This window comes from Microcoleus sp. D3_18_C4, assembly GCF_036702355.1.
GTDB lineage: Bacteria > Cyanobacteriota > Cyanobacteriia > Cyanobacteriales > Microcoleaceae > Microcoleus.
In genome coordinates this window covers 1-14,802 of sequence record NZ_JAUBTF010000102.1, presented here as the reverse complement: position 1 = coordinate 14,802, position 14,802 = coordinate 1, and the positions used below count along the sequence as shown (strand labels likewise).

Sequence of the window (14,802 nt, the reverse complement as noted above, 5' to 3'; positions counted from 1 at the left end):
TGCCCAACAATAGCTCAAAACCTCTGCCCTAGTATTTCTGAGTATTTATACTCATCGCAAAAGTGACACGCTCCCACATCGGTTCAGGAAGGGCGATCGCTTTTGATATATTTAAAATGCCAGCAAGAAAGCCCCGATTATTTGTAAGATATGGATGACAGACTCAATAGACACTCCCAGTGGGCCCGCCAACGATCCGATCGCCGTCGCTATTTCAGTAACGCCGGCCCCGGAACTGATTAAAGCTATCAACTGGCTCATAATTTCAATAACAGCCGGTACGTTAGCAACCAAGCCAAATAGAACCCCAACATAAACAGATCCCGCCTTGAGAGCTTCGAGTAGTCCCGTTAGCTGCGCGATCGCGTCTGGGCCTTGGGTGTGAATGTAATCTAAAATTTGTGCGATTGCTGTTACCAGTGCATCCATGCTTCTTTCCTTTTAGGGTCAAATACCTACGATAAATCAATACTCTTAGTCAACTAGCTGAAAAAGCAGTTCAAAAAATATTCTGATCATTTCAAACAAGCTCAAATCATTTCTCATATCGATGCAAAAAAAACACCTATTTATTAACTTTTACCAGTAATCTTTCTCACGATTTTTCTATGCTTATCAATGACATCAGCAACCTCTTTGACTGTCTCCTTTTGTTCTTGCGACAGCGGACATTTCAGCTTAGGTTCTCTTTTTGGTTGGTCAGCCATGAGCTTAATCCTCCAATTTTTTGCTATAGTTTATGAGCGGATAATTATCGCTTATATTTGGATAATATCATTATATTTATAGTGATGTCCAGTCATAAAACGTCAGAAAAAGTAAGTTGTTGTACCTGAGGATAACTGTCGAAAAAAGTCAAATGTTGCCATCCATGTCATAAAATGTCATAAAATAGCAGGTATAATAGGCAAAACCCCTAAACTTAAGTCACCGATGGACGTTAAAGAAGTCTTGAGATTTGCCGATGACCTGGTTTTCGCTAAGACGGGAGAACATTTGGAGGATCTGCAAGAAGCTATCCTGGGGGGTGTATGGGAAGGTCAAAAATACTCTCAAATCGCAGAAGTATCGCATTGTAGCGAAGGTCACGTCAGGAATGTAGCTTCAAAATTATGGAAGCGTTTATCAAATGTATTAGGTGAGGAAGTTACTCCATCGAATTTACGCTCGACACTTGAGAGACGACAATTATTTATCATTTCATCAAATTCGGGAAACGATTTTTTTATTGGTAATGTCAATGTCTGTAAGGATAGTCAATTTTCAGAATATCCACAAAAGCGATCGCCCTCAACCCCCACCTCAGACACCTCCCAACCCCAAACCAGACTAGACTTAGCAGACGCACCTCATATTTCATCATTGTCCGATCGCACATCCGAACTCGCCACCCTCGAAAAATCCATCGTCCAAGAAAAGTGCAATCTCGCAGCCATATTAGGAATAAGCGGCATTGGCAAAACCGCACTTTCCCTCCACCTCATCCAAAAAATTCAGCATAAGTTTGAATGCGTCATCTGGCGAAGTCTCCGCCACTCCCCACCCTTAGAAACTACCCTAAAAACTCTCCTAGAATTTCTCTTAAATAAACCAGAAATCGAACTCCCTACCAGCATTCCCGATCGCCTTTCCCTATTAATGGAATATCTGCGAAAAAACCGCTGTCTCATCATCCTCGACGACGTGCAAACCATTCTCAGCAGCGGACAATTAGCAGGAAATTACCGCCCCGAATGCGAAAATTACAGCATCCTCTTCAGACAAATCGGAGAAACTACCCACAACAGTTGCTTAATCCTCAACAGTTGGGAACCACCCAGAGAAATTACCGCCTTAAAAGGTGAAAATTCACCAGTGCGCGCCTTGCAACTCAAAGGCATAGGTGCAGCAGCAGTCGAAATTTTCCGACAAAAAAGTTTACTCAATCCCGAAAAATGGGACAACTTAATTAACACCTACCGAGGCAATCCATTGTGGTTAAAAATAGTCGCCAACACCATTCAAGAAATATTCCGAGGTAGGGTGGCAGATTTTTTAAAATATGATAGGCTATTCTTAGGGGAAGAATTGGCAGCAACATTGTACCCGCAGATAAATCGTTTGTCAGAATTAGAGAAAAAGCTAATCTCCCGACTCAGCCGCGAAGCAAATTCAGTTTCAATAGAGGAATTGCTACAAGATGCCGATTTATCGCCCTCTGAGTTATTCAACGGGCTGCAATCTTTGGGGAGGCGATCGTTAGTTGAAAGAGAAGAACAGGAGAATGAAACGCTATTCAGTGTTTGTCCTGTGGTGAGACAATATGTGCTCTCAAATCCAGTTGGTTGATACTTTCCGACAGTCCGGCAGTCCGGCAGGGTTTCAACCCCTGCCTCAAAGCTAAAGTCGGTTAAAACCGACTGCAGAGTGTGATGAAAATGCAATTAATTTTAGTCCTCTTTTAGAGGACTTTCGCTGTGAGACAGGGGTTGAAACCCCTGTCGGACTGGAAGTAAAACGAGAGATTCGATCGCAAATATGAATACCGCTGAACCTTCATTAACTAAAACCGAATTAAGAAAATCGCTCCTCCACACCCGCAAATCCCTATCAGCACAAGAATGGAGACAAAAGAGCGCGAGCATCTGCAATCACCTGCAAAACTCGCCCCTATTCACCCAAGCAAAAACAATCCTCGCCTACTTCAGTTGTCGCCAAGAACCCGATTTAAGTCCCCTATTTGTAACTCCCCGCAAATGGGGATTTCCCCGCTGTGTCGGCAAAGAGCTATCCTGGCACATCTGGCAGCCCGGAGATGCTTTACATACTGGAGCTTATGGCATACTCGAACCCCTGCCGGATGCTTCTAAAATAGACCACTCAGAAGTAGATTTAATGCTCGTACCCGCAGTAGGCTGCGATGTTCGCGGCTATCGCTTGGGCTACGGCGGTGGCTATTACGATCGAATGCTTAGTTTAGCTGAGTGGGAATCAAAAGTTACGATCGGCATTATCTTTGAATTTGCCTTGGTCGCCCAACTACCAGTTGACTGCTGGGATAAACCGCTGCACAGCATTTGTACAGAAAGTGGTTGCAAAATTGCACAGCGAAAATCTTAAACGGGCATAAACAAATTAATTTTCCGCAATTATGCCTATATCCTCTTAATCTAGAATCTAGAATCTAAAACCTAAAATCTAAAATAGTATGGCCCAGCGCTACGTTCGAGTCAAAACAACACAAGGACACATCCATTACGGTTTACTGCAACTGGGCCACAGCGTTCAAGTATTTGATGCACCGCCCTGGTTAAAAGGACAACCAACCGATTTGGAACTTTCACCAGATACTTACCAAATTCTCGCCCCGTGCGCTCCCTCAAAAATTGTAGCCGTAGGCAAAAATTATGTCGATCACGCCGCCGAGATGGGAACCCCAGTACCGGAAGAACCCCTGCTGTTTTTCAAGCCTCCGAGTGCCGTCATCCCAGCAGGTGCAGAGATTCGTTATCCGCAGCAGTCGGAAAGGGTAGACTACGAGGGAGAATTAGCCCTGGTAATTGGCGAACATTGTACCAACTGCACTCCCGAACAAGCACACAGCAAAATTTGGGGCTATACCATCGCCAACGACGTAACAGCCAGAGATTTGCAAAAGCGGGACAACCAGTGGGCGAGGGCCAAAGGGTTCGATACTTTTTGTCCCTTGGGGCCTTGGATTGTCCGCGAACTGAGTCCTGCTGCACAACTGCAGACTTTTGTCAATGAGAGCGAGCGACCGGTACAGTCATCCCCGATCGATCGCATGGTATTTTCCCCAGACTTTCTCGTCTCCTACATCAGTCAAATTATGACCCTAATTCCCGGTGATGTGATACTGACGGGAACGCCGCAAGGAGTAGGGCCACTACAAATAGGCGATCGAGTCCGCATCGAAATTGAAGGCATCGGCAGTCTTGAAAATACAGTAGTTATTAGTAATGGGTAATTGGTAATTATCACCAACAACGGTCACCGGTCAACTGTCAACGGTCAACTGTCAACTAACTAACGAACCTGCATATAAACAGCATCCGAAAGCGGAGGAATCTCTGCATAGCGTCCCAAAAGCGACTGCACGACTGCATAGACAAATGCAGCAAAAGCGCCCAAAAACACCATGTTATACAGAGTTTCCGCAATAAATGCGACTTGAACGCCGTTAGAAAAAATCGGCAAAACCAGACCACACAGCATCAAAACAATGTCTAAAAGAATCGCCTGCATCGCATTAAAACGAATGAAGTGACTGATGTTTTCGTTTCTAACTACTCCTAAATACAGAGCAAAGAAGATAATCAAGCTAGCAAAGGGCAAACTATAAATTTGCATCAATGGAGCTAGCGGTATCAACAACAGTTGCAGGACAGGAAACTGTGTAAACAGAAACCTGCCAAAGGCAAGCCCGTCAACCAACGGGAGCAAATAAGGCAAAGAAGCAAAAATCCGGTCTGGAACAGTTGTAGATCCGCGCCAAGTCATAATGAACTCTCCTGAGTCGATCGATTAACTATGAATTCCATTAAACTCAGGATAACGCAGCAGCAGGGTTTGTGTTCCGACTCGCCCGGAATTGGCTTTTTACTCAGCGGGGAGCAGCCTCAACTACCAAGGGCAGGCTTTCTTATTTAATATTGGCAATGACGAAGCCCATTTGACACTCGTACCGATCGGGCAAATTTTCCGTAGGTTTAGCAACTGGATGTCCACAGCGAAGCTCTCCACCACTCCAGCGCGGTTGCCCAGTGCGATCTGCCAGCAAACAACTTTGGCAAACACACTGAGGGGCAAGCATCTGATTTTCCATTAAAATGACTAACATTTGATACCTCCGGCAGGTTTCACACCAGTAATTTCATTGTATGTCAGGAGTTGGGGACAAACCGCTTAACCTGAACACAACGTAATATTTATGTCAATGGTGCGAAATCCGTAGTACGGTATAAGATCCCCAATTCCCAATCCCAAAACTGTCAAGAGGTTGATTATTGTGACGGACACTAACTTAGAATTCCTTTCCAAAACCGATCCGCTGATTGCCGATTTAATCGGGCAAGAGCTCCAGCGGCAGCGAGACCACCTAGAACTCATCGCCAGCGAAAACTTTACCTCCGCAGCGGTAATGGCCGCTCAAGGCTCAGTGCTGACCAATAAATACGCCGAAGGACTGCCAGCGAAACGGTACTACGGCGGTTGCGAATTTATTGACGGCATCGAGCAAATTGCGATCGATCGCGCCAAACAGCTATTTGGAGCCGCTCACGCCAACGTCCAGCCCCACTCCGGCGCTCAAGCCAACTTTGCAGTGTTTTTGAGCTTGCTGGAACCCGGAGACGGAATTATGGGCATGGATTTGTCCCACGGCGGCCACTTGACCCACGGTTCACCGGTCAACGTATCCGGCAAATGGTTCAAAGCTTTTCACTACGGCGTCAGCCAAGAAACAGAACAGCTCGACTACGACGAAATTTTGGCACTTGCCAAAGAAAACCGACCGAAATTGCTAATTTGTGGCTATTCAGCGTATTCGCGAATTATCGACTTTGAGAAGTTTAGAGCGATCGCCGACGAAATCGGAGCCTACCTGCTCGCCGACATCGCCCACATCGCCGGGTTAGTCGCCACAGGGCATCACCCCAACCCCCTCCCCCACTGTCACGCAGTCACCACCACCACTCACAAAACCCTGCGCGGCCCCCGTGGTGGCTTGATTATGACCAATGACCCGGAATTAGGTAAAAAGTTTGACAAAGCAGTTTTCCCCGGCACTCAAGGTGGGCCCTTAGAACACGTTATTGCGGGCAAAGCAGTAGCTTTCGGCGAAGCATTAAAGCCTGAATTTAAAACTTATTCCGGTCAAGTAATTGAAAATGCACGCGCTTTAGCTGCACAGTTGCAGCAGCGGGGTTTAAAACTCGTTTCCGGCGGCACGGACAATCACTTAATGCTAGTTGATTTGCGATCGGCAAATATGACAGGCAAGCGAGCGGACCAATTAGTCAGCGGTGTGAATATTACTGCTAATAAAAATACCGTGCCTTTCGATCCGGCATCGCCCTTTGTAACCAGCGGTTTGAGACTCGGTTCGCCGGCGATGACCACCAGGGGAATGGGAACAGCAGAATTTACCGAGATTGGCAATATTATTGCCGATCGCCTGCTAAATCCAGATGATGAAAGCGTCGCAGCCGACTGCCTGCGTCGAGTAGCAGCACTGTGCGATCGCTTCCCCTTATATCCCCACTTGTACTTGAAAGTGCCGGCATTAGCTTAATTTTCCTGATCGGCAATGGGAAATTGGTAGTTGGAAGTGTACGGGTAAAAGGGTAAAAGAGCAGGAAAAGATTGAGAGTTGCCGGTAGCGATATTGACAAGCGGTTTTCACCAAAAATATCGATCGCCAATACGGTTTTTAGTAAAGATATTTGTCGGGCGGGGCTGGTTTGACTAACGGTATTTGTCGGTTGCGAAAGATACCGCTCAACTGGGCCCGCTCGCCAAATATCGACTTTTTTGCTCGCGAAAAAGTCGATATTTCAAATCGTTAATTCGAGAGTTATGAATGAAAAACCTGACAATTCGCCCCAGGGCAACTGCCATTGCGGCAAATCTCCGACTCCCAAACCCCCAGTCGCTCTTCAAGATGTTTCCTTGTTATAAGCCATCTGAAATGTAGTAGACTCTGCCTGACAGCCTAATTGCCCCGCACTATTTAAAATTGATTTCAGATGCCGTACCAGTATCTGTACCACATACTCGCTTTTCTGGTTTCTGCGATCGTCGTCCTCTGGAGTACACCAATAGTCAAAAAAATTGGTCTCAAAAGCGGGCGAGTCGATCGGCCAGGCGAGCGAAAAGTCCACAAGCGCCCTATGGTCCGCTTGGGAGGAGTTTCCATCTTTCTCGGCACTATCATTGCCCTCTTATTTGTCTGGCTCTCAGGAGGCTTCATCGATGCTAACGGACAAGTTCTCAATCCCAAAGACGAATACGAAATTTGGGGAGTCACCCTCGGCGGCATCGGATTCTTCCTCATCGGTTTAGCAGACGACCTATTTTCACTCTCGGCCTTAAAACGCTTGCTCATGCAAGTTGGCGTATCCAGCATCGTTTGGATGGCAGGCGTACAAATTGAGTTTCTGACAGTTCCCTCCTTGGGACTGACTAATATTGGCTGGCTGAGCTTGCCAATTACCGTGATTTGGCTCGTCGGCATGGCGAATGCCATCAACTGGATTGACGGTTTGGACGGTTTAGCTGCCGGAGTTTCAGGGATTGCAGCAGTTGTAATGCTGATTGTCAGTCTGGCGATGCACCAACCGGCGGCGGCCCTGATTGCAGCGGCTTTAGCTGGCGGGGCCTTGGGATTTCTGCGCTACAACTTCAATCCGGCTCAAATCTTTATGGGAGATGGCGGGGCTTATTTTATCGGGTTTACTCTCGCTGGAGTGGGAGTAATTGGGTTAGTTAAAACTACGGCTGTTACTTCTGTGTTGCTGCCATATTTAATTTTAGCTGTACCGATTTTAGATATGTCGGCGGTGATTCTCGATCGACTTCGCAACGGCAAGTCACCGTTTATTGCTGACAAGCGCCACCTTCACCACCGACTTCTACAAGCCGGACTATCCCATCGATTTGCGGTTTTATTTATTTACTCGCTGACACTGTGGGTTGGAAGTTTAGCCCTAGCTTTTTCCGTTCCCAGTGGCGTAATTTACGCTATGGGTGCAACCAGTTTGCTGGGATATGCTAGCTGGAAAGTTTGGAGACACGCTCGATAGTCATTAGTCCTTAGTCATTAGTCCTTAGTCATTAGTCATTAGTCAATGGTTAGTTGTTTGTTATTTGTTCTAATAACTAATGCCCCATGCCCAATGCCCTGTTTGGCCAATGCCCAATGCCCCATGCCCCATGCCCAGAGTCCAGTGCCCTGTTTGGCCAATGCCCTGTTTGGCCAATTCCCAATTACCAATGCCCAATTCCCCAATCTAAAATCCAAAATCTAAAATCTAAAATTGAATGGTTGCTGAAATTATTTGTGTTGGCACTGAATTGCTGTTAGGCGATATTCTTAATAGCAATGCCCAGTTTTTAGCCAAAGAATTAGCGAGTCTGGGAATCCCTCACTACTATCAAACAGTGGTGGGGGACAATCCAGAACGCATCAAACAAGTGTTAGAAATTGCCGTCAGTCGATCGCAGCTTTTGCTCTTCACCGGAGGCCTGGGCCCCACACCAGACGACCTCACAGTCGAAACGATCGCCGATTTTTTTGGGGTTCCTCTCATCGAAAAGCCGGAAATTATCGCAGATATCGAATACAAATATGCCCAGCGGGGACGCACCATGAGCCCCAGCAATCGCAAACAAGCTTTAATTCCAGAAAGTGCGGACATTCTGCCAAACCGCAGCGGTTCTGCACCGGGCATTATTTGGCAGCCGGTTTCTGACGTGACAGTAATGACATTTCCCGGCGTACCGGCGGAAATGCACTTGATGTGGCGAGAAACCGCCGTTCCTTACCTGAAAAATGGCGGCTGGTGTAGCGCCACTATTTACAGCCGCACATTAAAATTTTGGGGGATTGCTGAGTCGGCATTGGCGGAAAAAGTAGATAGTTTTCTGAATTTAACTAATCCTACTGTGGCTCCCTACGCCAATCACGGCGAAGTCAAACTGCGGATTTCGGCCCGCGCGGAGTCCTCCGTGGCTGCGAAAAACGTGATTGAGCCGATCGAACAACAATTGCGGCAAATTGCCGGCTTAGACTGTTACGGTGCTGATAGCGATACCCTCGCTTCCACTGTCGGCCAACTGTTGCTGGATGCGGGACAAACTCTTAGCGTTGCTGAATCCTGCACCGGAGGAGGATTGGGGGCGATGCTGACTGGTGTTCCCGGCAGTTCGAGCTACTTTTTAGGTGGGATAATTTCTTACGACAATCGGGTTAAGGAAGGATTATTAGGTGTTAATCCCCAAGATTTAGCCGAATTTGGCGCAGTCAGCCACCAAGTGGCAAAACAAATGGCTGCGGGAGTTCGCGCCAGCCTCAATACCGATTGGGGATTGAGCATTACAGGCATCGCCGGGCCCGGAGGCGGCACAGATGCTAAGCCTGTCGGACTGGTTTATGTCGGTTTAGCGGGGCCCCACGGGGACGCAGAAAGTTTTGAATACCGTTTTGGCGATGCCAGAGGCCGCGATTGGATTCGGAATCTGAGTAGCTGTACGGCGCTCGATCGGCTCCGGCGTAAATTATTGCTGGCAAAAGCGTAGAAAAAATCCTACGATTGGTCAATTGTCAACAGTCAATCGTAAGCTTAAGCTTTATTTAAGACTCTATACTCTGATATAATTCGGCAATTTTCCTTTTGCCTCTTGATTATCTGTAAAGATTCGTTATGATAATAAGATAGGACTGATTGGCCAATATACTGAATCTCTCCATTGCTCAAAATAACCAGCAAGCGAGAAAGCAAGTTTGACCTTTGGTTTCAAAGTCGTGCCTGCTTATTTTCAGATATTTAGCCGTCGGTTTAGCAATCTAGACTATAAAAAAAGGAGCTATCCGTTCAATGGAAGACATTGAAAAGGTGCTGGAAGAAATTAAAGAATGGGTTCGCAAGCTGATAGAAGGACTGCTGAGTCCCGATCCTGAACCGGAACTTGAACCGATTCGTATTCCTGTCAACCAACCAAGGAATCGCAGGTAGTCGGGACTGAATTAGAAGCTTAAGGTTTAAGGTTTGACGTTTGAGGTGGCAGGGTGGTTCTAAATCCCATGTCAAAACTCTCATAATTTTTGTTGCGCTGGAAATTTTAAAATTGTTAAATATCCTGGTACTTCACGGCCCTAATCTGAATCTATTGGGTCAGCGAGAACCTGGAGTTTATGGTTCTGCGACTTTAAATGATATCAACAAGTTGCTAGAACGAGAAGCGCAAGCCCTCCAGGTGCAAGTCTCAATTCAGCAGTCGAATCATGAAGGGGTGTTGGTGGATGCAATTCACTCGATGTTAGGGCAGCACCAAGGCTTATTGATTAATGCTGGAGCTTATACTCATACGAGTGTGGCAATTAGAGACGCGATCGCCGCAGTGAATATCCCTGCGGTAGAAGTTCATCTGAGCAATATTTATCGGCGGGAAGCTTTTCGGCATCACTCGTTTATCGCAGCGGTGGCGATCGGGCAAATCAGCGGTTTTGGCTCAGAAAGTTATCGGCTGGGGCTGCAAGCTCTAGTTAGTTACCTGATTAAAAATTAGAAATTTACCGATTGTAGCGATCGGATAAGGGCAGGTTTTAGATGGAAAACCAGCCCTTATATGTTTGGGTTGAATTCAAATTAATCACAAAAGTTACGCAAAGAAGGAAACCAGGAAGAATTCTAAATTACCAATTACCAATTACCAATTACTAGCAACTTGAGTTAAATTCAAATGCGGCATTCCCTGTTGAGCAAGTTTCAAGGAACCATCCTAGGGGCAGTTTTAGGAGACTCTATAGGCCTGCAATACCAGAGGCAACTCGTGGGTATTCCCCCCCAAACAGAAGACTTGCAGCCGATTTTACAACTGACAAAACACCAACAATTGACCGTAAGTGGCGCAACATTGGCGTTGAATTCTGTCAACAGTAAAATCCCAACTCGCAAAGACTCATCCGCATCCGGGACACTTGCGGTAGCGTGTGCTCAAAGTTTAATTCGGTGTAGGGGTTTAGATTTAAAAGATTGGCGCGATACTTGGGAAGCATTTGCCAAGTCGGAAATCTACCATCCCCGCAACAGTGAGTTTCAAACCCTGCTTAACCCTGGTGAAGCTGCTGTTGCTGCGCTGCCATCCGCGATGTTTTTTCACGAAAATAAAGCCAAGCTGCGAGAAAAAATCATGCTGGCGATAGAGGTTTGGCACCACGAAAACCAGCCAGAATGGGAAACAGCAATTTTAGCAGTAGCATATACGATCGCCCGCTCTCTCAAAGAAAGACTTGACCCCGCGACAGCGATCGAGCAAACACTTGCCTACCTGAAAACAGATAATGCCTTAACAGAGCTGCTGCTGCAAGTGCAAATACTACTAGAAAAGGGAGCCGATTTAGAAACAGCCGCCACTCATCTGTGCAAAAGCGCCACAGCTTTGCGAGAAAGACAGGGCGAAGGTGAAAAAAAATTACAAACCGAGTCAATTGTCAACCCTGGAAATTTCATTCCCATTGCCTTAGCTTTCTACTGCTTTTTGAACACCCCAGAAGACTTGCGCTTGTCAGTGGTGCGGGCCGCCCGCTGTGGCATAGCTGGACAAATAACCTGCGCTTTGACAGGAGCTTTGTCTGGAGCCTATAACGGCGTTGCTGGGATTCCTGTAGAATGGCGACAGGTATCTTCGGCTGAGGTTAATTCGCAGCAGCTAGCCGAGGGCCGAGAACCCTCGCTCTGGGGAACGGGCAGCGAGGCAAAAATTGTAGAGTTAGCAAATAACCTGTTTGCTGTTTGGGCAGGAGTTTACAGCCCAGATGCCGGACTGGATTCCGCAGCGCTAGCCCGATCGGTGGCTGCACCTTATGTCATTAGACCTCGTAAAATATAAAGTTTGGAGCTTTTAACGGTAAGGGGACACCAGAAATTAGCAATTAGCCATTAACAACTCAAAAGCGAAAGTGGAAGGAGAGCAACAATTAAAGATTAAAAAGTGAGAAATTAAATGTGAAAAATTAAATCCGACGCCCCTGCCCCAACAAGCCAGGTTTAAACGAGAATAGGGGGTTGGGAAACGAAGAATCTACGGAGAAACGGGGTTTTTAGCCCTCGCGCGCGAGTTCTGTTCAAGATGGACAAGGGAAGCAAAGAAGCTGCTTGCGTTGTGGGCCACAGTCAGGAAAGCCAACTGCTGGCGATAGTCAGACAAAGTGGCCTGGAGGGCTGAATATTCAGCCACGGTAGTTCAGATAAAATCAATCAAGATGCCTAGTCAGAAATTCTGACAAAGCTGCTGGATAACAGTGATATATCTTCGACACAAATGAATACGCTCTCCTCATTGATGCGGCAGATTGAGCAGCTAGGGGCTGCGCGCTCACTGCGCCAACACATTGCTAAAGTGCAAAATGGCTGTAGCAAAGCAGATACAGATCGCGCTGGCGGGCCTCTCCTGAGCCGTTTGTCGCGCCCGAAATGGATTCTTCCCGAGACTTTTACTACTAGATTTACAAGTAAAACCTCCAAATCAAGTCTCAAAAATCAAGCTCGTTCCCCTATGTTGGCGCTGGTAGCGGTAGTTTCCCTAAGCAGCACTCTGGGCCACCGCTTCTACAACCAGCCGAAACTGGATGTGGGGACGAAAGCTCCTCAGACGATTAAGGCTCCTGCTACTGCTAGCGTCCCCGATTACAAAACTACTGAAGAACAGCGGAAAGCAGCGCGGACAGGGGCTGTAGCGATATTAATGCTGGATTCGGCGGTCGATCGACAAATTTATCAAGAATTGCAACAATTTTTGCAGCAGGGAAGCGAGCTACGGGAGGCGGTAGGCCCGTTTCCGTTTGCGAGTACCTCGGCGCTCTCACTTGCGGTTCAGGTTTACTTGCGGGGCTGTCCCGAGTGGGAGTGGCGCTCGATTTTGGCGCAAGCGGGTGACAAAAGTGCAACTTCCGAGCGATTGAGTTTGGATTCCCCGGCAATTGCTGGGGCAACAGATAACAAGTCTCAGCAAGATGCTATAGCTCAACTGCAAGCTTACAGCCGATCGGTCCGGGCAGCAGAATTTCAAAGCCTGACAGACAGTATTTCCTCTGCTCGCCAGCGCTATCTCAATGCTGTGGAGGCGCTGGAAAAACCTTCGGTTTTGGGGCTGCCACAGATTTACGATACTTCGCTGTTTGATTGGTCGGATGCAGCTTGGCAGAAAACCCAAACCGGTATGAGTCGGGCGGCAAAAAGGATGGTGGCTCAAGGTATCCCGCAGGGGTTGCCCAAAGAGATTTTGCAAGAAGCCGTGAAGCTGCAAGTGGCTGATGAAGTGCCGTTAGAGTCCCAAGCTTTGGCGGTGGAGGGTTTAACAGCGATTTTGCAGCCAAATCTGGTGAGAGATCGCGAGGAAACCAAACAGCTAGCTGAATTAGCGGCGCAAAAGGTGAAACCGGTGATGATCGCAGTAGATCAGGGCGAGATAATTGTTGCCCAAGGACAAGAGATCTCGCAGCAAGATTTCGTGTTGCTGGACTATTTTGGTTTAAGTCGGCGGGGGGTGAATTGGCTGGGGCTGACGGGTTTTGTTTGTTTAGTCGGGGGGGCAATTGCGATCGTACTGCTGGTGGAAAGGCACTACCGCTTGCGCCGCAGAGATCATTTGCTATTGCTGCTGCTGACTTTGAGCGCGCCGGTGCTAGTGAGTTTGGGGCTGCCTTGGACGAGTTTGCCGGCGATCGGGATTTTAGCGGGCGGCTTCTACGGTTCGGCGGTGGGAGTCACGGTGGTGGGGCTGCTGTCGGCGCTGCTGCCCGTTGGCTTAAATGTGGACTTGATTCATTTGGTGGCTAGCGGGGCGGGGGGATTGCTGGGCGCTTTTATGGCCGGGCGGCTGCGATCGCGCGAGGAATTGGCTCTTTTGGGCTTGGCTGTTGGGTTGACTCAGGGTACGGTTTATCTGGTGGGGACTTTGATTGCCAGCGCGGCTGCCGGTGCGATTTGGTACGTCGTGCTCGGTACGGTGGGCGCGCAAAGTTTGGCCGGTTTGGCTTGGAGCGTTGTGGCGATCGGCGTCAGCCCTTATTTGGAACACGTTTTTGACTTGATTACGCCGATCCGGCTGGCGGAACTTGCCAATCCCAACCGCCCGCTGTTGAAGAAATTGGCTGCCGAGGTTCCGGGGACTTTTCAGCACACGCTGTTTGTGGCGAGTTTGGCGGAGGCTGCGGCCCGGGAACTCGGCTGCAATGTTGAGCTGGTCAGAGCTGGAACATTATACCACGATATTGGAAAAATGCACGACCCGCTCGGATTCTGTGAAAATCAAATGGGTGGGGGCAACAAACACGATGAAATTAATGACCCTTGGGCAAGCGCGGAGATTATTAAAAAGCACGTTACCGAGGGTTTGGTGATGGCGCGGAAGCATCGATTGCCAAAGGCGATTCAGGCGTTTATTCCTGAGCACCAAGGTACAATGTTAATTGCTTACTTCTACCACCAAGCGCAGCAAATTGCTGCACAAGAAATAGAAGATTTAAAGATTGCTTTGCCAGATGCGGATAATTCAAAGTTAACAATCGCAAGTCGCCAAGTGAGGGAGGAGGATTTTCGCTACGATGGGCCGATTCCGCAGTCGCGGGAAACCGGGATTTTGATGCTGGCGGATTCTTGCGAGGCTGCTTTGCGATCGCTCAAGGATGCTACTCATGAAGAGGCTTTGAATATGGTTAATCGGATTTTGAGGGCTCGCTGGCAGGATAATCAGTTGATTGATTCGGATTTGACGCGGGAGGATATGTCTCTAATTGCGGAGATTTTTGTGCGAGTTTGGGAACAGTTCAATCACAAGCGGATTGCTTACCCTAGTGCAGTTTTCACTCCCAGGTAGGAGGAAATGTTTAGTTATTAAAAATCAGTTGGCATTTGAGTTGTGAATGAGATTGCATTGCGATTTGCCGCGCAAATAGTCATGCACTTCAGGATTGTTACTGACAATTACCACAGTTTGTTTGATTCCTGGGGGGGTAACAACCAGCCTGAAACCCATACCTTTGTAAGGATTGAGCCAATGTGTGCTAAAAAAAAATAGGCA

General features: G+C 47.7%; 15 protein-coding genes. 10 read left to right on the top strand and 5 right to left on the bottom strand.

Features of this window, described 5'->3' with window-relative positions:
* Window positions 1-111: 111 nt before the first annotated feature.
* Together QUA90_RS28725 and QUA90_RS28720 are read right to left on the bottom strand one after the other, a co-directional pair.
* A complete protein-coding gene (locus QUA90_RS28725; protein WP_333448598.1) occupies window positions 112-429 on the bottom strand; it encodes a hypothetical protein in 318 nt (105 codons plus the stop codon).
* A gap of 143 nt (window positions 430-572) precedes the next feature.
* Window positions 573-707: a hypothetical protein gene (locus QUA90_RS28720; protein ID WP_333054671.1), complete on the bottom strand. Its 135-nt coding sequence runs from the start codon at window positions 705-707 to the stop codon at window positions 573-575.
* Window positions 708-933: 226 nt separating this feature from the next.
* Between QUA90_RS28720 and QUA90_RS28715 the strand changes: the two genes are divergently transcribed.
* The 3 genes from QUA90_RS28715 (at window position 934) to QUA90_RS28705 (ending at window position 3,967) form a co-directional block, all read left to right on the top strand.
* Window positions 934-2,328, top strand: coding sequence for an NB-ARC domain-containing protein (locus QUA90_RS28715; protein ID WP_333448597.1), 1,395 nt, complete (start codon window positions 934-936; stop codon window positions 2,326-2,328).
* 189 nt (window positions 2,329-2,517) lie between these two features.
* Window positions 2,518-3,099, top strand: a complete 582-nt coding sequence (locus QUA90_RS28710; RefSeq protein WP_333330623.1) for a 5-formyltetrahydrofolate cyclo-ligase — start codon at window positions 2,518-2,520, stop codon at window positions 3,097-3,099.
* 88 nt (window positions 3,100-3,187) lie between these two features.
* Window positions 3,188-3,967, top strand: a complete 780-nt coding sequence (locus QUA90_RS28705) for a fumarylacetoacetate hydrolase family protein (protein ID WP_333330626.1) — start codon at window positions 3,188-3,190, stop codon at window positions 3,965-3,967.
* A gap of 59 nt (window positions 3,968-4,026) precedes the next feature.
* Here QUA90_RS28705 and QUA90_RS28700 read toward each other — a convergent pair whose 3' ends face one another.
* A complete protein-coding gene (locus QUA90_RS28700) occupies window positions 4,027-4,500 on the bottom strand; it encodes a Tic20 family protein (RefSeq protein ID WP_333077581.1) in 474 nt (157 codons plus the stop codon).
* 142 nt (window positions 4,501-4,642) lie between these two features.
* A complete protein-coding gene (locus tag QUA90_RS28695) occupies window positions 4,643-4,840 on the bottom strand; it encodes a hypothetical protein (protein ID WP_006631916.1) in 198 nt (65 codons plus the stop codon).
* 168 nt (window positions 4,841-5,008) lie between these two features.
* On the opposite strand from QUA90_RS28695, the gene glyA reads away from it, so the two are divergent.
* From glyA to QUA90_RS28660, 7 genes are all read left to right on the top strand, one after another.
* Window positions 5,009-6,292 carry a serine hydroxymethyltransferase gene (gene glyA / locus QUA90_RS28690; protein ID WP_333081031.1) on the top strand — a complete coding sequence of 428 codons (1,284 nt, stop codon included), beginning with the start codon at window positions 5,009-5,011 and terminating at the stop codon, window positions 6,290-6,292.
* Window positions 6,293-6,746: 454 nt separating this feature from the next.
* Window positions 6,747-7,802: an MraY family glycosyltransferase gene (locus tag QUA90_RS28685; protein ID WP_333081030.1), complete on the top strand. Its 1,056-nt coding sequence runs from the start codon at window positions 6,747-6,749 to the stop codon at window positions 7,800-7,802.
* Window positions 7,803-8,040: 238 nt separating this feature from the next.
* Window positions 8,041-9,297 (top strand): competence/damage-inducible protein A, encoded by a 1,257-nt coding sequence (locus QUA90_RS28680; protein ID WP_333330630.1) that lies wholly within the window; start codon window positions 8,041-8,043, stop codon window positions 9,295-9,297.
* Window positions 9,298-9,596: 299 nt separating this feature from the next.
* On the top strand, window positions 9,597-9,734 hold the full coding sequence (locus QUA90_RS28675; protein ID WP_333081027.1) for a hypothetical protein: 138 nt from the start codon (window positions 9,597-9,599) through the stop codon (window positions 9,732-9,734).
* Between the two features lie 112 nt (window positions 9,735-9,846).
* Window positions 9,847-10,287: a type II 3-dehydroquinate dehydratase gene (aroQ, locus tag QUA90_RS28670; protein ID WP_138920973.1), complete on the top strand. Its 441-nt coding sequence runs from the start codon at window positions 9,847-9,849 to the stop codon at window positions 10,285-10,287.
* 174 nt (window positions 10,288-10,461) lie between these two features.
* Window positions 10,462-11,610 (top strand): ADP-ribosylglycohydrolase family protein, encoded by a 1,149-nt coding sequence (locus tag QUA90_RS28665; protein WP_333448596.1) that lies wholly within the window; start codon window positions 10,462-10,464, stop codon window positions 11,608-11,610.
* Between the two features lie 432 nt (window positions 11,611-12,042).
* Complete coding sequence (locus tag QUA90_RS28660) at window positions 12,043-14,598, top strand: HDIG domain-containing metalloprotein (RefSeq protein WP_333448595.1); 2,556 nt, start codon at window positions 12,043-12,045, stop codon at window positions 14,596-14,598.
* A 24-nt stretch (window positions 14,599-14,622) separates the two neighbouring features.
* On the opposite strand, the gene QUA90_RS28655 is transcribed toward QUA90_RS28660, so the two are convergent.
* Window positions 14,623-14,802 (bottom strand): hypothetical protein (locus QUA90_RS28655; RefSeq protein ID WP_333448594.1); only part of this gene is annotated, 180 nt, incomplete at its 5' end.